The 19,858-nt window shown below is 32.6% G+C and carries 16 protein-coding genes and 1 pseudogene; 9 read left to right on the top strand and 8 right to left on the bottom strand.

Translation table 11 applies throughout. The annotated features are described in order from the left end of the window. Nucleotides 1-24: 24 nt before the first annotated feature. The 4 genes from ACVCZW_RS14735 to ACVCZW_RS14750 all read right to left on the bottom strand — a co-directional run bounded on the left by ACVCZW_RS14735 (nt 25) and on the right by ACVCZW_RS14750 (nt 2,870). Entirely contained in the window at nt 25-501 is a 477-nt protein-coding gene (locus ACVCZW_RS14735) for an IPExxxVDY family protein (RefSeq protein WP_452230453.1), read from the bottom strand. A gap of 118 nt (nt 502-619) precedes the next feature. Continuing rightward, nucleotides 620-1,366, bottom strand: coding sequence for a ribonuclease III (gene rnc, locus ACVCZW_RS14740; RefSeq protein WP_452230454.1), 747 nt, complete (start codon nt 1,364-1,366; stop codon nt 620-622). 7 nt (nt 1,367-1,373) lie between these two features. Next, a complete protein-coding gene (gene fabF, locus ACVCZW_RS14745; RefSeq protein ID WP_452230455.1) occupies nt 1,374-2,624 on the bottom strand; it encodes a beta-ketoacyl-ACP synthase II in 1,251 nt (416 codons plus the stop codon). Between the two features lie 12 nt (nt 2,625-2,636). Next, complete coding sequence (locus ACVCZW_RS14750; protein ID WP_013869581.1) at nt 2,637-2,870, bottom strand: acyl carrier protein; 234 nt, start codon at nt 2,868-2,870, stop codon at nt 2,637-2,639. A gap of 182 nt (nt 2,871-3,052) precedes the next feature. On the opposite strand from ACVCZW_RS14750, the gene purN reads away from it, so the two are divergent. From purN to ACVCZW_RS14770, 4 genes are all read left to right on the top strand, one after another. After that, on the top strand, nt 3,053-3,622 hold the full coding sequence (gene purN / locus ACVCZW_RS14755) for a phosphoribosylglycinamide formyltransferase (protein WP_452230456.1): 570 nt from the start codon (nt 3,053-3,055) through the stop codon (nt 3,620-3,622). 71 nt (nt 3,623-3,693) lie between these two features. After that, complete coding sequence (locus ACVCZW_RS14760; RefSeq protein ID WP_452230457.1) at nt 3,694-4,335, top strand: ribonuclease H1 domain-containing protein; 642 nt, start codon at nt 3,694-3,696, stop codon at nt 4,333-4,335. A gap of 56 nt (nt 4,336-4,391) precedes the next feature. After that, nucleotides 4,392-5,321, top strand: coding sequence for a PfkB family carbohydrate kinase (locus ACVCZW_RS14765; protein WP_452230458.1), 930 nt, complete (start codon nt 4,392-4,394; stop codon nt 5,319-5,321). Nucleotides 5,322-5,445: 124 nt separating this feature from the next. After that, nucleotides 5,446-7,344, top strand: coding sequence for an amidophosphoribosyltransferase (locus ACVCZW_RS14770; RefSeq protein WP_452230459.1), 1,899 nt, complete (start codon nt 5,446-5,448; stop codon nt 7,342-7,344). A 563-nt stretch (nt 7,345-7,907) separates the two neighbouring features. On the opposite strand, the gene ACVCZW_RS14775 is transcribed toward ACVCZW_RS14770, so the two are convergent. Beyond that, complete coding sequence (locus tag ACVCZW_RS14775; RefSeq protein WP_452230460.1) at nt 7,908-8,516, bottom strand: superoxide dismutase; 609 nt, start codon at nt 8,514-8,516, stop codon at nt 7,908-7,910. A gap of 122 nt (nt 8,517-8,638) precedes the next feature. Between ACVCZW_RS14775 and ACVCZW_RS14780 the strand changes: the two genes are divergently transcribed. The 5 genes from ACVCZW_RS14780 (at nt 8,639) to ACVCZW_RS14800 (ending at nt 18,360) form a co-directional block, all read left to right on the top strand. Next, nucleotides 8,639-11,788, top strand: coding sequence for a UvrD-helicase domain-containing protein (locus ACVCZW_RS14780; protein WP_452232768.1), 3,150 nt, complete (start codon nt 8,639-8,641; stop codon nt 11,786-11,788). 206 nt (nt 11,789-11,994) lie between these two features. Continuing rightward, nucleotides 11,995-13,188 (top strand): glycine C-acetyltransferase, encoded by a 1,194-nt coding sequence (gene kbl / locus ACVCZW_RS14785; RefSeq protein WP_452232769.1) that lies wholly within the window; start codon nt 11,995-11,997, stop codon nt 13,186-13,188. Nucleotides 13,189-13,311: 123 nt separating this feature from the next. After that, on the top strand, nt 13,312-14,700 hold the full coding sequence (locus tag ACVCZW_RS14790) for an OmpA family protein (protein ID WP_452230463.1): 1,389 nt from the start codon (nt 13,312-13,314) through the stop codon (nt 14,698-14,700). Between the two features lie 70 nt (nt 14,701-14,770). Further along, a complete protein-coding gene (locus ACVCZW_RS14795; protein WP_452232770.1) occupies nt 14,771-17,518 on the top strand; it encodes a PD-(D/E)XK nuclease family protein in 2,748 nt (915 codons plus the stop codon). Beyond that, nucleotides 17,518-18,360 carry an alpha/beta hydrolase family protein gene (locus ACVCZW_RS14800; protein ID WP_452230465.1) on the top strand — a complete coding sequence of 281 codons (843 nt, stop codon included), beginning with the start codon at nt 17,518-17,520 and terminating at the stop codon, nt 18,358-18,360. The genes ACVCZW_RS14795 and ACVCZW_RS14800 overlap by 1 nt, the downstream gene beginning before the upstream one ends. Here the strand turns inward: ACVCZW_RS14800 and ACVCZW_RS14805 are convergent. The 3 genes and pseudogenes from ACVCZW_RS14805 to ACVCZW_RS14815 all read right to left on the bottom strand — a co-directional run bounded on the left by ACVCZW_RS14805 (nt 18,357) and on the right by ACVCZW_RS14815 (nt 19,802). Continuing rightward, nucleotides 18,357-18,704, bottom strand: a pseudogene (locus tag ACVCZW_RS14805) (response regulator). The gene ACVCZW_RS14800 and the pseudogene ACVCZW_RS14805 overlap by 4 nt on opposite strands. Nucleotides 18,705-18,728: 24 nt before the next feature. Further along, nucleotides 18,729-18,875: a hypothetical protein gene (locus ACVCZW_RS14810; protein WP_452232771.1), complete on the bottom strand. Its 147-nt coding sequence runs from the start codon at nt 18,873-18,875 to the stop codon at nt 18,729-18,731. Between the two features lie 132 nt (nt 18,876-19,007). Continuing rightward, nucleotides 19,008-19,802 (bottom strand): universal stress protein, encoded by a 795-nt coding sequence (locus tag ACVCZW_RS14815; protein WP_452230467.1) that lies wholly within the window; start codon nt 19,800-19,802, stop codon nt 19,008-19,010. Between the last annotated feature and the right edge of the window lie 56 nt (nt 19,803-19,858).

Consider the following 19,858-nt stretch of genomic DNA (forward strand, 5'->3'; position numbering starts at 1 on the left):
AATAGGTATTGGGAGATAATCCTTTTAATTAAATATTAATTGGTCTGTAGTTTTTAAATCGTTTGCGTCTATAGCAAAAGCAGTTACTACTTGTGGTATTTCTAAAATTTTACTTAAGATTTGTTTTTCTAAATATTGATTCGGATCGACACTTATCTTTAAAATAAAATTCACCTTTTTATATTCGGGAATTAAGTGCTTCGTTTTTGTGAATTTCTCTTCGTTTATAAAAAGGGAAGTAACATCTACCGCAGCATTAACTTCTATTTTGCTAATGTTAGAAACTAAGTTCCAAACGGTTAATTGTGTTTCGTCTTTCCATTCAAAAATAGAATAACTAGAAGTATCTATATATTCTATATCTACTCGTTTTCTTTTAAGATTTAGACCTAAATGTTTGTTTAAAAAATAGGCTATTCTGTAGTCTTCAATAGCGCAATGTATGCCAATTAAAGCATAGTCTATGTCTTCTATAAAATCTTCAAGAATTAGTTTTCGCAAAATGTTAATTCCGTTTAATTATTGTAAATATAGTATTTAAAACGAAGAATTATGTTAAGCTAAAGGTAATATTAACAGTAGTTTTTAACGAAAACGTTATAGTAGCTATATTATTTTTTTAAACGTTAGCTCCTCTAGGAATTTGTTTTTGTAAAGCAAAAAACGCACGTTTTGAGGCTTTTTCTTCGGCTTTCTTTTTTGAAGTTGCTCGTCCTTTAGAAATCACTTTTTTATCTATAGAAAGTTTTACAGAAAAATGTCTAATTTCATCATTTCCGGTGTCTTCATAGACCTCATAATTAAAATTTTTCTTCTCTTTTTGGCACCATTCTATAAGTAAACTTTTATAGCTTATCACTTTGCCTTCTAGAGTTTCTATATCTACATGTGGTGTAATCACACGTTTGTAGATAAATTTCTCGCAATATTTATAGCCTCTATCTAGAAAAATAGCGCCTACTACAGCTTCAAATAAATTTCCATGAATATTATCACCAAATTGACCTTTTGGTATTTTACTTTCTACTAATTTTATTAGCTTAAGGTCTCTTCCTAGATCGTTTAAATGCTCACGACTAACAATTTTAGAGCGCATTTTGGTAAGATAGCCTTCATCTCCACTTGGAACTTCTATATATAGGTGATGTGCTACTACAGCGCTTAACATAGCATCTCCTAAAAATTCTAATCGCTCATAATTAATAGCATGCCCTTTGCTATTTTTTATGTTCATAGAACGATGTGTAAAGGCTGTTTGGTAAAACTTTATTTGCTTCGGCTTAAAGCTTAAAATCTTTGTTATAGACGTAAAGAAATCCCCGTTATCTTTAGAACGAGAATTAAATATGTTACGAATGTATTTCATTCAAAAATTAATCTAACTTCTTAAATAATACGCAAGCATTATGGCCACCAAAGCCAAAGGTATTACTCATAGCTACTTTAACATCTCTTTTTTGAGGTGTATTAAGTGTTAAGTTTAATTCGGGATCTATTTTGTCATCCACGGTAGTATGGTTTATTGTTGGCGGCACAATACCATGTTCCATTGCAAGTATACATGCAATCGATTCAATAGCACCTGCTGCACCTAACAAATGGCCAGTCATAGATTTTGTAGAATTAATGTTTATGTTTTTGGCATGCGCTCCAAATACTTTAGAAATAGCCTTAAGTTCTGCAACATCCCCTAAAGGTGTTGAGGTACCATGTGTATTAATATGGTCTACTTCTTCTGGTTTAACGCCTGCGTTTTCTAAACAGTTTTTCATAACAGCAATAACGCCAATTCCTTCTGGATGCGGTGCTGTCATGTGATATGCATCGGAAGACATTCCGCCTCCTAATACTTCCGCATATATTTTTGCTCCTCTTGCTTTTGCGTGCTCGTATTCTTCTAAAACAATAGCTCCTGCTCCTTCCCCTAAAACAAAACCATCTCTGGTCGCGTCAAAAGGTCTAGATGCCGTTTCTGGGCTTTCATTTCTAGTAGACAAAGCATGCATAGCATTAAAGCCACCCATTCCAGCAATAGTAACTGCTGCTTCACTTCCTCCTGTAACGATAACATCACAATGTCCTAAACGAATATAGTTTAAAGCATCTATCATAGCGTTAGCTGAAGAGGCACAAGCCGAAACTGTTGTGTAATTAGGTCCCATAAATCCATGTTTAATAGATATGTTTCCTGGTGCAATATCTGCAATCATCTTTGGGATAAAGAAAGGATTAAATCTAGGGGTACCATCTCCTTCTGCAAAGTTTAGTACTTCGTTTTGAAATGTTTCTAGACCACCAATTCCTGCTCCCCAAATAACACCAACACGTAATTTGTTGATGGTATCTAAGTTTAGCTTAGCATCTATGATAGCTTCATCGGAAGCTACCATAGCGTACTGAGCGAACTTGTCCATTTTACGCGCCTCTTTTCTATCAAAAAAATCGGTAGCGTTAAAGTTTTTTATTTCACAAGCGAACTTGGTTTTGAACTTTTCCGTATCAAAATATGTTATAGGTGCTGCCCCACTTTTACCACTTAATAAGGCCTCCCAATATTCGTCTTTGGTATTACCAATTGGTGTTAATGCGCCAAGACCCGTAACTACAACTCGCTTTAGTTCCATAAAAATTTGTTCTTATTTAGCTGCTTCGATATAAGAAACTGCTTGACCAACTGTTGCAATATTTTCTGCTTGATCGTCTGGTATTTGGATATCGAATTCTTTTTCGAACTCCATAATTAATTCTACAGTATCTAATGAATCTGCTCCTAAGTCGTTTGTAAAGCTAGCTTCAGTAACAACTTCGTTTTCATCAACTCCCAGTTTGTCTACGATAATCGCTTTTACTCTTGATGCAATGTCTGACATAATCTTTTTAATTTTAAGTTTTAATTAGATGGCAAAAATAAAAAACTTTATTTTAAAACACACCTTTAGTTTAAAAATGTGGTTGTAATTTAATAAATAAAGCTGAATATTTGTTTTTTTACCTCTAATTGTTAATAATTATTCTTTTTTTTGTTCGAATAAATTTAACATTATATCTGTAAATGAAACGTATTGTAATTTTTGCTTCCGGAAGTGGAACTAATGCTGAAAATTTAATTAAGTTTTTTCACAACAGAGAAAATGCTTCTGTTATTCAGGTTCTAACTAACAATCCCCATGCCAAAGTTTTAGATCGGTGTAAAAAACTGAATGTTAGCGCTTTATCATTCAACAAAACAGCTTTCACTAAAACGAATGATGTGCTAGATTTACTTAAAAGTAAGCAACCAGACCTAATTGTACTGGCTGGGTTTCTATGGAAATTCCCTGAAAACATACTTGCATATTTCCCTAATAAAGTGATAAATATACATCCCGCTTTGCTACCAAAATATGGTGGAAAAGGCATGTATGGGATGCATGTTCACGAAGCTGTTGTAAACAATAAAGAAAAAGAAACTGGGATCACTATTCATTACGTAAATGAACATTATGACGAAGGAGCCATCATTTTTCAAGCAAAATGTAAGGTAAAGACTACAGATTGTGCCGAAGATGTTGCAAAAAAGATTCATTTATTAGAAATGAAGCACTTTCCTGAGGTGGTAAACCAGCTTTTATCTCCAGAATAAAAATAAAACGATAAATAATGAGGTTTTCGCTAGAGTATATCTTGAGCGAAACCGAAAGGCGGAAGCTCAAGATGTCAAAAAAGAAAAAAAAATATTATACCGTCTGGAAAGGACACCATGTTGGTGTTTTTGAAACATGGAATGACTGTAAAGCACAAATAAAAGATTATCCTAGCGCACAATACAAATCTTTTGCCACTTTTGATGCTGCAAAAAAAGCTTTAAATGGAAGCTATAAAGATTATATAGGTACCAACAAGAAATTTAAAAGTGAACTTTCTGCAGAGCAATTAAAAAAAATAGGACTACCAAATTATAATTCTATTTCTGTAGATGCTGCCTCCTCTGGAAATCCTGGCATTATGGAATACCGCGGTGTAGAAACAAAATCTAAAAAACAATTATTCATTCAAGGACCTTTTGCAGAAGGCACAAATAATATTGGTGAATTTTTAGCATTGGTTCATGGATTAAGTTTTTTAAAAAAACACAATAGCGATCTCCTTATATACACCGATTCAAAAACCGCGATGAGTTGGGTGCGTAAAAAGACCTGTAATTCTAAATTAGAACGCAATGCTAAAAACAAACCTGTTTATGATTTAGTAGATCGCGCCTTGGCATGGTTAAACAATAATACATACAAAACAACCATTGTAAAATGGGAAACCAAAGCATGGGGAGAAATACCTGCAGATTTTGGCAGAAAATAAGTTATTATACTCGTCTTAAAATAACGTATATTTGCAAAAAAAATTAATATCGCTTTATGAGCAAATTAGTCATTGTAGGTACAGTAGCTTTTGACGCTATTGAAACTCCTTTTGGTAAAACCGATAAAATTCTTGGAGGCGCAGCAACATATATAGGTTTTTCTGCAGCCAATTTTGATAATGTGGATGCAGCAGCAGTTTCTGTAGTTGGAGGAGATTTTCCGCAAGAATACTTAGACCTTTTAACCGATAGGAAAATAAACATTGAAGGAATAGAAGTAGTAAAAGATGGTAAAACTTTCTTTTGGAGCGGTAAATATCATAATGATATGAACACTAGAGATACTTTAGCAACCGAATTAAATGTACTAGAACATTTTACGCCAGTTGTTCCTGAAAGTTATAAAGATGCAGATGTTGTAATGCTTGGTAACTTACATCCTTTAACACAACAGAGTGTTCTGGATCAAATGTCTAAAAAACCAAAATTAGCCATTTTAGATACCATGAACTTCTGGATGGATATTGCTATGGATGATTTAAAAGCAGTTATAAAAAATATAGATGTAATCACCATTAATGATGAAGAAGCTCGCCAGTTATCTGGAGAATATTCTTTAGTTAATGCAGCGAAGAAGATTCATGCAATGGGACCTAAATATGTCGTAATTAAAAAAGGAGAGCATGGTGCTTTACTATTTAGTGAAGGCAACATGTTTTATGCACCAGCTTTACCATTAGCCGAAGTTTTTGATCCAACAGGAGCAGGAGACACTTTTGCAGGTGGATTTGCAGGCTATATTGCTAAAACAGGAAACATTTCTTTTGAAAACATGAAGAAAGCGGTAATCTACGGCTCTGCCTTAGCCTCCTTTTGTGTAGAGAAATTTGGAACGGAACGTATGCTAACCTTAACAGATAAAGAAATCTTCGAGCGCTTGCAGCAGTTCAAGGATTTAACACAATTTGATATTGAATTAAAATAAACATAAACGCGCTCAAAATGGAGCGCGTTTTTTTATTTCCGCTAAATAAAAGATTCCTGATTTTTATATTAGGAATTCATGCGTAAAGCGACAACCTAATAAGAAACAACAAATACAACTAAAAATGAGCGATGCTTTAAAACATGAATGTGGAATTGCACACATTAGACTTTTAAAACCATTAGAATTTTACAAAGAGAAATATGGTACTGCATTTTACGGTGTAAACAAAATGTATCTACTAATGGAAAAACAGCACAATCGCGGACAAGATGGCGCTGGTTTTGCAAGTATTAAATTAGATACCAAACCGGGAGAACGCTATATAAGTAGAGTTCGCTCTATTGCGCAGCAACCTATTCAAGATATCTTTGCTCAAATAAACGGTAGAATAAATAAAGAACTTACCGAGCACCCAGAATATCAAGATGATGTTGCCTTACAAAAAAAGAACATTCCATATATAGGAGAGGTTCTTTTAGGGCATGTTCGTTATGGTACCTTTGGTAAAAATAGCGTAGAAAGTGTACATCCTTTTTTAAGACAAAATAACTGGATGCACAGAAACCTTATTCTTGCTGGAAATTTTAACATGACGAATGTTAAAGAGTTATTTAAAAACCTGATCGATTTAGGACAACATCCAAAAGAATACACAGATACCATTACTATAATGGAAAAAATTGGTCACTTCTTAGATGATGCTGTTGCCAAAATATACAAGAACCTTAAAAAAGAAGGCTATAATAAAAACGAGTGTTCGCCTCTAATCGCAGACCGACTAAACGTAGCTAAAATTTTAAGAAAAGCAGCAAAAAACTGGGATGGTGGTTATGCAATGGCTGGCCTTTTAGGGCATGGAGATTCTTTTGTGCTTCGTGATCCTGCAGGAATACGACCAACCTACTATTACCAAGATGACGAAGTGGTAGTTGTAGCTTCCGAAAGACCAGTAATACAAACTGTTTTTAATGTAGATTTTGATGACGTTAAAGAGCTAGAACCTGGCCACGCTATTATTACAAAAAAATCTGGTGAAGTTTCTATTCAACAAATATTAAAGCCTTTAGAAAGAAAAGCATGTTCGTTTGAACGTATTTATTTCTCTAGAGGAAGTGATGCAGAAATATATCAAGAACGTAAAGAACTTGGTAAATTGTTAATGCCTAAAGTTTTAGAAGCTATTGATAATGATACCGAAAATTCGGTTTTCTCATACATTCCAAATACGGCGGAAACTTCCTTTTTCGGAATGATAGAAGCTGTTGATGAACATCTAAACCAAAAGAAAACACAAGCCATTTTAGATGGAGACGGAAAACTTTCTAAAGAACGCGTTATTGAAATCTTATCGGAAAGAACAAGAATTGAAAAAATCGCGATTAAAGATGTTAAACTAAGAACCTTTATTACAGAAGATAGTAGTAGAGATGATCTAGTTGCCCACGTATACGATGTTACTTATGGGGTAATTAAACCAACAGATAATCTGGTTATTATAGATGATAGTATTGTAAGAGGTACAACATTAAAGAAGAGTATCATTAAAATGATGGATCGACTACATCCTAAAAAAATAGTGGTTGTTTCTTCTGCTCCACAAATACGTTATCCCGATTGTTATGGTATTGATATGGCAAGAATTGAAGGGTTAATAGCCTTTAAAGCAATGCTCTCTCTTTTAAAAGATAACAACAAGTATCACTTGATTGAAGAAGTCTATAAAAAGTGTAAAAAACAAATAGATATAAAAGATACGGAGGTAAAAAACTTTGTAAAAGAACTATATGATCATTTTACAGATGATGAAATTTCAGATAAAATCGCAGCGTTATTGAGCGATGAAAGTGTACATGCAGAGGTGAAAATAATATTTCAACCTGTAGCTAACTTACATAAAGCTTGCCCTAAAAACTTAGGGGATTGGTATTTTACAGGAGATTATCCAACAGCAGGAGGAAATAGAGTTGTAAATAAAGCTTTTATTAATTTCTATGAAGGAAATGAAGAACGTGCCTACTAGCATAATTTCTTACGGGTTTTCCGTATATACCTAATTTTTAAACATTTAATCTATAATAAAAGCTTTTCGTCTAAAAGATTTTATTAGAAAAATAAATAAAACTACATTAGTACTACCATAACATAAGTAGGTTAAGTTCATGGTAGATTTGGGGCAAAAAAGGTGAACGTATGTTCGCCTTTTTTCATTTCATCTCATTTTATACGACATTTCCTTCTAAAACAGACCCTTTCCTCCTTTAGACTAATATATTAGTAGTTTATCTAATAATTTCCTCTATTTCCTTAAAGCAAGCTTATATTTGCTAGACCATAACATAAGTAGGTTAAGTTTATGGTAGATTTGGGGCAAAAAAGGTGAACTCTCGTTCACCTTTTTTCATTTTCTAGAACGAAATATTTTTCTACATTTTACAATATTCACAATAAATTTACGTTATATCAATATCTCCATAATTTAAGTAGGTTAAGTTTATGGTAGATTTGGGACGAAAAAAGGTGAACGCAAGTTCACCTTTTTTTACATATGCCTATTTCCTATAGGACTTGGTACTATTTTAAAGCTTATTTAGCTTCTGCATAACGTCTTTCTACTTCATTCCAGTTAATAACATTAAAGAAAGCTTCAATATAATCTGGTCTTCTGTTTTGGTAGTTTAAATAGTAAGCATGTTCCCAAACATCTAATCCTAAAATTGGTGTTCCTTCACAAGTAACTCCCGGCATTAATGGATTATCTTGGTTTGGTGTAGAACAAACTTCTACTTTTCCTCCTTTATGTACACACAACCAAGCCCAACCAGAACCAAATTGCGTAGCAGCTGCTTTACTAAAAGTATCTTTAAAAGCATCTACAGAACCATAAGCCGCTTCAATAGCATCTTTTAAATCTCCAGACAAACGTCCTTTTCCTTCTGGATTCATTACTTCCCAAAATAAAGAATGGTTGTAAAAACCTCCTCCATTATTTCTAACCGCTCCATTTTTCATATCTAGATTACCAAGAATATCTTCAATAGATTTTCCTTCTAAATCTGTTCCTTCAATTGCAGCATTTAATTTTGTAGTATAACCTTGATGATGTTTAGTATAGTGTATTTCCATTGTGCGAGCATCAATGTTTGGTTCTAAAGCATCATAAGCATATTTTAATTTCGGTAATTCGAAAGCCATAATATTTATTTTTAGTTGTTAATATTAAATTTAATTCAAATTTACGCATAAATGCCTTCAATTAAAAATAATAAATAGTTATCAAATTATCGATAATCTTTATCTTGTCTAAAATTTAACGCATGGCTAACCAACATCCTTTCACTATTTATAATGCATCTGCAGGAAGCGGAAAAACATTTACATTAGTAAAAGAGTATTTAAAAATTTTATTACAATCTAATAATACGCTACAATACAAGAACATTCTTGCTATTACATTCACCAACAAAGCGGTTGGCGAAATGAAAGAACGTATTATCGAAATGCTTACCGCGTTTTCTTCGGAAGAAATCATAGAAAACCCAAACAGCATGTTTTCTACTCTTTTAGAAGAATTACAATTAAAACCAGAAATACTTCATAGCAAGTCTAAAAAAATATTAAACAGTATTATTTATAATTATGCCGCTTTTGATGTTTCTACTATTGACGGATTTACACACAAAATAATTAGAACTTTTGCGCACGATTTAAAACTGCCATTAAATTTTGAAGTCGAATTAGATCAAGATTCCCTTTTACAAGAAGCGGTAGATAGTCTCATTGCGAAAGCAGGAACCAATAAAGAACTGACTAAAATTTTAGTGGATTTTGCAATTGAAAAAGCAGATGATGATAAAAGCTGGGATATTTCTTTCGACTTTAATAAGATTGCAAAACTATTAGTTAAAGAAAATGATGTCGCACATATTGAAAAATTAAAAGACAAATCACTTGAAGATTTTAAAATCCTTAAAGCGAAATTAAGAAAAGATATTAAAGTTGCAGAAGAACAAATTATAGAACTTGCAAAAAAGGTTATAGATTTAATACGGGATTCTGGTTTAGAATTTAAAGATTTTTCAAGTAGTTATTTACCTAAACATTTTGAAAAATTAGCAAACAAAAATTTCAGTGTAAGTTTTGATCCGAAATGGCAAATAGCATTAGTAAGTAACGAAATGCTTTACCCTAAACGTCTGTCTCCAGAACTTGGTGCTGTTATAGACGGCATGCAACCTATTTTAATTAGCGCATTTGAAGAGAGTAAAAAACTTATTTTTCAATTAAAATTCTCGAAAGCATTTTATAGAAACATCACTCCATTATCTGTTTTAAGCGCCATAAATCAAGAGTTAACTAACATAAAAATAGATCAGAATAAATTATTAATCTCCGAATTCAACACGTTAATAAGTAAAGAAATTAAAGACCAACCAACGCCTTTTATTTATGAGCGATTAGGTGAAAAATTTAGACACTATTTTATCGATGAGTTTCAGGACACCTCCAAATTACAATGGCAGAATTTAATTCCGCTAATAGATAATTCCCTTTCAGGTCATAACTTAAAACAAGAACAGGGAACCGCAATGTTAGTTGGTGATGCCAAACAGGCTATTTATAGATGGCGAGGCGGAGAAGCAGACCAGTTTATAGACTTATATTCTAAAAAAACACATCCTTTTCAAGTAGAGCAGCATGTCGATAATTTACCAACAAACTACAGGAGCTATAAAGAGATCATTCATTTTAATAATAACTTTTTTAAACATCTAGCCGAAACTTTTTTCAGCAATCCAGCATATAGCGATTTATATCAAGAAGGCTCCAACCAAAACACCTTTAATGAAAGTGAAGGTTATATCCAATTAGAATTTTTAGATCTTAAAGACGAAGAGAGAGATGAAATCTTTCCGCAGAAAGTACTAGAAACCATTAGAACTTGTGAGACCAATGGTTTTACCTATCAAGATATTTGCATCTTAGTCCGTAAGAAAAAGGAAGGTATCGCCATTGCAGAGTATTTAAATGGAGAAGGTGTACCTATTATGTCGTCCGAAACGATGCTTATTTTTAATAGTCCTGAAGTTCAGTTTATAGACCATTTGCTAACGCTTTTGGTACAATCTGAAAATGAAGAAATAAAGGTTAAAGCGTTAAATTATTTATCCGAAAAATTCAAAATAGAAGACAAGCATGCTTTTTTTAGCACACATTTAAAGCAATCGCTTTTTCAAACCTTTAAAAGTTTAGAAGATTACAACATTTACCTAACGCCAAATCAATTACTACAATTACCATTGTATGAGTTGGCAGAAAGTATTGTTAGAAATTTCAATCTTGTAGAAACATCTAACGCCTACGTGCAGTATTACTTAGACTTTGTTTTAGAATACTCCCAAAAACAAGGCTCCAGCCTTTCTGGGTTTTTAGAACATGCAACCAATAAAAAAGGAAATCTAAGTATTGTTTCACCGCAAGGGCAAAATGCAGTGCAGATAATGACCATTCATAAATCTAAAGGCTTAGAGTTTCCGGTGGTTATTTTCCCATATGCAGATTTAAATATTTACGGAGAAATAGAAGCAAAAGAATGGTTTCCATTACAGCCAGAGAAATTCAATGGTTTTTCAAGTACCTTATTAAACTACAGTAAAGAATTTGAAAATTACGGCGAGGTTGGTTTGCAAATCCATAATAAACATCAAGCAGAATTAGAGTTAGATAATATCAACTTATTATATGTCGCATTAACCAGACCAAAAGAACAACTTTATATTATTTCGAAAAGAGATATATCTCCTAAAGAATTAGCAGAACCAAAAACCTATGCAGGCTTATTTATAAATTATTTAACACAGGCTCAAAGGTACAATGATAATGAAAGTCTGTACACTTTTGGGGCAGCCAAAAAGACATCCAAAGCAAAAAATACACATAAAAAAATCATAGAGCAACAAGAGTTTATAACCACAACCAAAGAAAGCCATAATATACATATTGTTACTAATTCCGGCTATTTATGGAACACCGCGCAACAAGAAGCTATAGAAAAAGGAAATCTTATTCACAACATTATGGCACATATTAAAACAAAGGAAGATGTATCGTTTGCCATTTCTCATTTTCAAGAATCTGCCATTATAAATAAAGAACAAGCCATAGTTTTAGAAAAAATAGTACGTCAAATTGTAGAGCATCCAGAGCTTAAAGATTATTTTGTAGAAGGAAACACCGTGTATAACGAACGTGAAATTATATCGAATCATGAAATTATAAGACCAGACAGATTTGTTATAAACTCAAAAAACGAAGCAACCATTATAGATTACAAAACCGGAGCAATAAATAAAAAATACCAATTACAATTAGAGAATTACCAACGTGTTATTGAAGAAATGCCATATAAAGTAACCCATAAAATTATTGTTTATATAAACGAAGACATTAAAATAGTTCACTTTTAATGATGGCGTTCCGCTTTTCCGCAAAAGCTTCAAAGCGTCGTGTCATCCACTATATCTTTTTTATGCCCAGCTAATCTTTTATGGTTTCTAGTTCTTAAAAACTATAGAGTAAAACGAAAAGACATTTTTAATTTCGCATAAAAAAGGATGCCGTTTCTACCACTAACGCAAAAAAACATTATAAATTTGTAAAAAAAAAAAAAAACATGTACGGAAATATACAACAACAACTACAACAAGAAATACAGGATATAAAAGATAACGGACTTTATAAAGAAGAGCGTATTATCACTTCGCCACAAGGCGCAGAAATAACCTTAAACACAGGAGAAACGGTTTTAAACTTTTGTGCAAACAACTATTTAGGCTTATCGTCACACCCAGAAGTAATTCAAGCAGCAAAAGACGCTATGGATACGCATGGTTTTGGTATGTCATCGGTTCGTTTTATTTGCGGTACACAAGACATTCACAAAGAGTTAGAACAAAAAATAGCAGATTTCTATGGTACAGAAGACACTATATTATATGCCGCAGCCTTTGATGCTAATGGCGGTGTTTTTGAACCTCTATTAGGAAAAGAAGATGCTATTATTTCCGATTCTTTAAATCACGCATCAATAATAGATGGTGTGCGTTTATGCAAAGCTGCTCGTTATCGTTATGCGAATAATGATATGGCAGATTTAGAACAACAACTAATAGATGCCAATACCAATGGAGCAAGAAATAAAATCATTGTTACAGATGGTGTTTTCTCTATGGATGGTTTGGTAGCTCCATTAGATAAAATTTGTGATTTAGCAGATAAATATGATGCCATGGTAATGATAGATGAATGCCATGCAACCGGATTTATTGGACCAAAAGGAATTGGAACACTAGAAGAAAAAGGTGTTTTAGGAAGAATAGACATCATTACAGGAACCTTAGGTAAAGCTTTAGGTGGTGCAATGGGAGGATATACTACTGCAAAAAAAGAAATTATTGAAATATTACGTCAACGTTCTAGACCATATTTATTTTCAAACTCTTTAGCTCCTGCAATAGTAGGCGCATCCATAAAAGTTTTTGATATGCTTCAAAACGATACATCCTTACGTGATAAACTAGAATGGAACACAAATTACTTCAAAAAAGGTATAAAAGCAGCTGGTTTTGACATCGTAGATGGCGATTCTGCTATTGTTCCAGTAATGTTATACGACGCCAAATTATCGCAAACTATGGCAAATATGTTACTCAAGGAAGGCATTTATGTCATTGGGTTCTTTTTTCCTGTAGTTCCAAAAGAAAAAGCAAGAATAAGAGTACAGCTTTCTGCTGCACATGAAAAAGAGCATTTAGATAAGGCTATATCTAGCTTCATTAAAGTTGGAAAAACATTAGAAATTATTTAAATTCAGTACAAACAGATAATATTAAACGTTTTTTTAAATATTTTTTTATATTTGTCTTTGTTAATAATATTTAACAACTTACTTTTGCTTATCAATTAACACTTAAAAATTAAAATATTGAATATGAAAAATCTTAGCAGATTATTGTTCGCTATGTTGCTTGTATTAGGTTTTAGCAGCACGTATGCACAAGATGAAAACAATCCTTGGGCAATTAGTTTCGGGGTAAACGCAGTTGATCTTTATCCAGTTGGAGAAGATGCTCCTCAAGGAGATTACTTTGATGAATTCTTGAATGTAGATGATCACTGGAATATACTTCCATCTTTATCGACTATTAGTGTATCTAAATACCTTAACAATGGGTTTTCTATTGGGGTAACAGGATCAATCAACAAAATTGAAAAAATTGGTGAGACAGTAGGAGTACCTAGCGTAACAGTTAGCGAAATGTCTTATTATGGTCTTGATGGAGCTGTTAAATATAGCTTTGCAGACTTATTAAACTGTACAACTATTGAACCTTATTTAGGTGTTGGTGGTGGTTACACTTGGATTGATGAAATCGGAGCTGGTACTTTAAACGGTTCTTTAGGTTTAAATTTCTGGTTAACAGAAAACATTGGTCTTAATGTACAATCTACGTATAAACATTCTTTCGAGGATTACTTATCTAAACATTTCCAACACTCTGCAGGTTTAACTGTTAAGTTTGGTGGAAAAGATACAGATGGTGACGGTGTATATGATAAAGATGATGCTTGTCCAGAAGTTCCTGGTTTAGAAGCTTTCAACGGTTGTCCTGATGCTGATGGTGATGGAATCGAAGATTCTAAAGATACTTGTCCTAATGAAGCTGGTTTAGCTGAATTTAATGGATGTCCTGATTCTGACGGAGATGGTGTACCTGACAACGAGGATAAATGTCCTACTGTTGCTGGTTTAAAAGCTTTAGCTGGTTGTCCTGATGCTGATGGTGATGGTGTAGCTGATGGAGATGATAAATGTCCTAGCGAAGCTGGTCCTGCTGCTAACAATGGTTGCCCATGGGCAGACACTGATGGTGATGGTGTATTAGACAAAGATGATAAATGTCCTAATGAAGTTGGTGTAGCTGCAAACAATGGTTGTCCAGAAGTTATTGCTGCTCCTACTGCTGAAGTTATGGCAACATTAAATAACTATGCTAGAACAATCTTATTTGCAAGTGCTAAGTCTTCTTTCAAACAAGAAACATACCCAGTATTACAAGCAATCACTGCTATCTTAAAAGAATATCCTGAATCTAACTTTACGTTAGAAGGACATACTGATAGTGATGGTCCTAAATCTTCTAATCAATTATTATCTGAAAGAAGAGCTAACGCTGTAAGAGATTACTTAATCTCTAACGGAGTTAACGCTGACAGATTAGTTGCTGCTGGATTTGGTGAAGATTACCCAATCGATTCTAACGCTACAAGAGCTGGAAAGAAAAATAACAGACGTGTTGAAGTAAAACTTAGAAAATAAGTTTCACAAAACAATCTAAATATTTTATAAAAACGCTTCGATATATCGAAGCGTTTTTTATTTTTATAGAATGACAACATTCATTCTAGATGTATTACAAGATTTACAAAAAAGGAACAAAGATTTATCTTCATTAACCTTTGTTTTACCCAGCAAACGTGCTGGTATATTCTTAAAACACCAAATTGCGCAAATAGTCAATCAGACAATTCTATCTCCAAAAATAATTAGTATTGAAGAGTTTGTAGAAGATTTATCACAATTAAAAAAAACATCCAATACAGAGCTTCTATTTGTATTTTATAAAGTCTATTTAGAATTAACTAAAAAAGAAGAACAGGAAGGCTTTGATTCTTTTTCCAATTGGGCCCAAATATTACTTCAAGATTTTAATGAAATAGATAGATATCTCATTCCGCAAGAAAAAATATTCAACTATCTAAGTGCTATCCAAGATTTAAAACATTGGTCTTTAGAAGAACCTAAATCTGATTTTATAAAAAAATATCTTTCCTTTTGGAATAAGCTAAACCAATACTATACCAAGTTTGCGGAACAGCTTTTACAAAACAAAACAGGATATCAAGGTTTAATATATAGAGAAGCTGTGGAGAACTTAGAATCCTACATTCAAAGTAACTCAGAAAAACAACATATATTTTTAGGTTTTAATGCGCTAAATAAAGCCGAAGAAAATATTATCCAAGAATTACTACAAAATGAAATGGCCGAAATTTTTTGGGATATTGACCAGAAATTTTTCGATAATCCATATCATGATGCTGGCTTATTTACTAGACAACACCATAAAAACTGGAAATACTTCACAACGCATCCTTTTCACTGGAAAACAAATAACTACACACAACAAAAAAACATAGAAGTAGTTGGTATACCTAAAAACATAGGTCAAGCCAAATACATAGGTACGCTTTTAAAAGAATTAAAAGAAAAAGATCCCGCTTTACAAAAAACGGCAGTTGTACTTGCCGACGAAAATCTACTAACGCCAACATTAAACGCGTTGCCAGAATCTATCGATGCCTTAAACATCACCATGGGTTTTCCATTACAATCCATTCCGCTAGCCTCCTTATTTGAGCAAATTTTTCAAGTACACAAAAAAGCAAGTCATACATTTTACTATAAAGATGTTATCGCTATTATTTCGCATCAATTTATTAGACCATTACTCAACACCAATAATGTAGATGTAGCTTCCAAAATCACGCAAACCATATTGAGTAATAATTTAGTGTATTTAACGGTAGATCGTTTAAAAGAACTTTCAGTTACCTCAACAGATATACTAGAATTGTTATTTGTTATAAAAGAAAATAGTGTAGAAAACATTCTTAAAAACTGTTCCGACCTAATTTTAGGTATTAAAGAAAATTTAGATCTCAACAAAGAATTAAACAAACTGTCTTTAGAATATTTATTCCGCTTTAACGAGCTCTTTAACGAACTTTCTAGCCTTAATGCTAGTTACAGTTATATTAAAGATTTAAATACACTTCACGGTATTTATAAAGAGCTTTTAAGTTCTGCAACCCTAGATTTTCAAGGTGAACCGTTACAAGGCTTACAAGTTATGGGAATGTTAGAATCTCGTGTTTTAGATTTTGAAACGGTCATTATAGCTTCCGTAAATGAAGGCGTACTTCCTTCGGGGAAAACCAACAACTCTTTTATTCCTTTTGATGTTAAAATAGAAAACGAACTACCAACATACAAAGAAAAAGATGCGGTCTACACCTATCACTTTTACAGATTGCTACAACGCGCTAAAAACGTATATATTCTATATAACACAGAAGCCGATGTATTAACTGGCGGTGAAAAAAGTAGATTTATTACGCAATTAGAATTGGAAGGAGACCATACCATAAATCACCAAATTGTAACTCCAAAAGTAGAAGCTTGTTTTACAGAATTATTAGAAATAAAGAAAACGGAAGCCATACAAAATAAGTTAAAAGCTGTTGCAGAAAAAGGTTTCTCTCCTTCTTCATTAACCAACTACATGAGGAATCCTATAGATTTCTATTATCAGAAAGTATTAGGGATTAAAGAACAGGAAGATGTGGAAGAAAGTATTGCTTTTAATACACTTGGTACCGTTGTACATAATACATTAGAAGATTTATATACCGATTTCATTGGTCAACTTTTAACTGCGGAAGGTTTAGATAAACAAAAATCTAAAATTACCGAAAGAGTTACCTATCATTTTGAAAATGAATACAAAGAAGGAGATATTAATACCGGGAAGAACCTCATCATTTTGGAAATTGCAAAACGCTATGTCCTTAATTTTTTAAATCTAGAAATTACAGATGTAAAACAAGGAAATGAAATAAAAATAATCTCTTTAGAAGCCAATAATAGAACCCCAATTTCCATACCAGAATTAGGATTTACCATTAACCTCACAGGGAAAGTAGATCGTGTAGATACGTACAATGGCGTTACCAGAATTATGGACTACAAAACAGGTAAAGTATTATCTAATCAAGTGGAAATTTCTAATTGGGAAGATCTAACCACAGACTATAAAAAATACAGTAAAAGTTTTCAAGTGCTTCTGTATGCTTATATGATGATGCAAGAAAAGAAAGTAACATTCCCGTTGGAAGCAGGTATTATTTCCTTTAAAAATTTAAGTGCAGGATTTTTAAAATTTGCGGTAAAAGAAGGAAGAGCTAAAAATCAACTTATAACGGAAGAAACGATGCAACATTTTGAAATAGAACTCAAAAAGATCATTATAGAAATCTGTAACCCAGAAACTAATTTCATTGAAAAAGAAGTCTAATGATTCATAAAAACCAAATACTACAAAGAGATTCAAAAAAACCAATAGTTTGGGATGCCTTCTTCAAAGAGAACAATCATAAAAAACCATTGGTCATTTTCTGTCATGGCTACAAAGGTTTTAAAGATTGGGGAAGTTGGGATTTAGTTGCAAAAGCTTGTAGTGCTGCGGATTTGTTTTTCGTGAAATTTAATTTTTCGCATAATGGTGGTACTATAGAAAATCCTATTGATTTTCCAGATCTTGCCGCTTTCGCCGAAAATAATTATTCCAAAGAATTAGAAGATGTAGATAGTATATTAGACTACCTTCTGTCCGAAGAAAATGAATTCAGAAATCAAATAGACACCGAAAATGTTACCTTAATCGGACATTCAAGAGGTGGCGGAATTTCAATAATTAAAGCATCTGAAGATTCTAGAATAACCAAATTAATTACTTGGGCAAGTGTTAGTGGTTTCGGCAAACGAACCACAACAACCGGTGATTTAGACCAATGGAAAAAAGATGGTGTTAAGTATGTTTTAAATGGCAGAACCAAACAACAAATGCCTCACAACTACCAGTTTTATTTAGATTTTAAAGCAAATGAAAAGCGCTTTAATATCGAATTGGCTACTAAAAAAAACAGTATTCCTTTTCTAATTATTCATGGTGAAGAAGATCCTTCCGTGAAATTTACCGAAGCACTTCAGTTAAAGGCTTGGAAACCCGAAAGCATATTACTTCCTATAAAAGACTGTAACCACGTTTTTAATAGTTCGCATCCTTGGACCGAAAACACCATGTCTTCTGCTTTACAAACGATTGTAAATTCCAGTATTTCTTTTATAAAAAATTAAGCAATTTTTAAAACTGCGGTTTGGTAACAGGCAGAAATAGTTGTTAATAAAAGATGTTTGTTAATTGGTTTGGTTAAATAATCATTCATCCCAATATCTAAAACACGCTGCCTTGTTTTTTCCATAGCATCTGCGGTAACTGCAATTATTGGTATTTAGGTAATCGATTCTTTTAATATACCGTTTCTTATACTTTCTGTTGCTTCGTAACCATCCATAATTGGCATTTGTAAATCCATTAAAATAACATTAAATATTTCATTATTTAAAGCATCTATAGCTTCCTGTCCGTTATTTACAATAGTGCAACTTACATCTGAAAAATTCTTTAAAAGTTTCCCCATCACATTTGATTAAGCCTATTGTCTTCAACTATTAATATCTAAATCTTGCTTTTTTACATTCGCAAAAAAAGCAGATTTATACAACGCATCTTCCCTTATTTCTGGATTAAATAACTCTTGAGCAATCACGGATGTGCTCACCAATAATGCTAAAATAAGTAGGTTTCTCATCGTTTTTGGGTTATGAGAATATAAAAAAAAAACGGTTTTACAAAACCCTTGATTTTAGATAAGAGACCCATAAAACCTATGAATTACCAGAAAAAGATAATTCACTACTTAAAAGATTACGACTACAATTCTTTATTCTGCTCCTTTTAAAACTAGAAGAGGTACGCGACTTTCAAAATCTATTTTTTTAATGGTGTTTTGCTCCCAAAGCTTTTTAAAGAATCCTCTTTTGCGTCTAAAAACACAGATAACATCTGGATTATGTTGGTTTAAATGCTCTAAAACGCCCTGAAATAGCGTTCCGTTTTCCGAACTATTGTAAGAAGAAGTTAAAGCTTTTAAATCGCTATTTATCTCCGCATCTGCTAACGAAAAATCTTTCGTTTTTACTTGCAATAAATGCATCGTAGATCCAAAAGTTTTTATAATCTCTTGTAATGGTAATATTGCATTATTTTTTCTAACCACACCAGATTTTACTGCTGTTAAAATCTTGGATATAGATTTAAAAGCATATGCTTCTGGTATAACTAAAACAGGAATATCTGTTTGTTTAACAATGCTTCCTGGTGTTCTTCCTAAAAAATAACTTTCTTGTAAATCATTAGGTCGCTGCCCTACAATTATTAAATCAACTCCTAATTCTTTATGTATAGCATCTATACTATCTACAACGCCTCCTTTTGCAGATATTATTTTAATAGTTACATCTTTTTTATCTATTTGGTCTACAACCTCCTTCACATTTGCAACCTGCTCCCTAGCAACAATACTATCTATATTTATAACTGTTCCTGCCTTTGGAGCCAAACTAAAGGATCTGAAAACAAAAACGTTTGCTTGCATAACTTGTGCAAAGTCAATAGCATATTGCAAAGTGAATTTTGCATTACTAGACGAACCAATAGGAACTAAAATATTCTTCATTACTTATTATTTAGACTGCAAAAATACAGATTTTATAATAAATAGTTGCGACCTTT

This window comes from Lacinutrix sp. MEBiC02595, from assembly GCF_053601555.1.

Bases quoted from the DNA above. Each gene is read 5' to 3' on its own strand.
- rnc (WP_452230454.1), bottom strand. From the start codon at position 1,366: ATGAAATACATTCGTAACATATTTAATTCTCGTTCTAAAGATAACGGG.
- fabF (WP_452230455.1), bottom strand. From the start codon at position 2,624: ATGGAACTAAAGCGAGTTGTAGTTACGGGTCTTGGCGCATTAACACCA.
- ACVCZW_RS14750 (WP_013869581.1), bottom strand. From the start codon at position 2,870: ATGTCAGACATTGCATCAAGAGTAAAAGCGATTATCGTAGACAAACTG.
- purN (WP_452230456.1), top strand. From the start codon at position 3,053: ATGAAACGTATTGTAATTTTTGCTTCCGGAAGTGGAACTAATGCTGAA.
- ACVCZW_RS14760 (WP_452230457.1), top strand. From the start codon at position 3,694: ATGTCAAAAAAGAAAAAAAAATATTATACCGTCTGGAAAGGACACCAT.
- ACVCZW_RS14765 (WP_452230458.1), top strand. From the start codon at position 4,392: ATGAGCAAATTAGTCATTGTAGGTACAGTAGCTTTTGACGCTATTGAA.
- ACVCZW_RS14770 (WP_452230459.1), top strand. From the start codon at position 5,446: ATGAGCGATGCTTTAAAACATGAATGTGGAATTGCACACATTAGACTT.
- ACVCZW_RS14775 (WP_452230460.1), bottom strand. From the start codon at position 8,516: ATGGCTTTCGAATTACCGAAATTAAAATATGCTTATGATGCTTTAGAA.
- ACVCZW_RS14780 (WP_452232768.1), top strand. From the start codon at position 8,639: ATGGCTAACCAACATCCTTTCACTATTTATAATGCATCTGCAGGAAGC.
- kbl (WP_452232769.1), top strand. From the start codon at position 11,995: ATGTACGGAAATATACAACAACAACTACAACAAGAAATACAGGATATA.
- ACVCZW_RS14790 (WP_452230463.1), top strand. From the start codon at position 13,312: ATGAAAAATCTTAGCAGATTATTGTTCGCTATGTTGCTTGTATTAGGT.
- ACVCZW_RS14795 (WP_452232770.1), top strand. From the start codon at position 14,771: ATGACAACATTCATTCTAGATGTATTACAAGATTTACAAAAAAGGAAC.
- ACVCZW_RS14800 (WP_452230465.1), top strand. From the start codon at position 17,518: ATGATTCATAAAAACCAAATACTACAAAGAGATTCAAAAAAACCAATA.
- ACVCZW_RS14810 (WP_452232771.1), bottom strand. From the start codon at position 18,875: ATGAGAAACCTACTTATTTTAGCATTATTGGTGAGCACATCCGTGATT.
- ACVCZW_RS14815 (WP_452230467.1), bottom strand. From the start codon at position 19,802: ATGAAGAATATTTTAGTTCCTATTGGTTCGTCTAGTAATGCAAAATTC.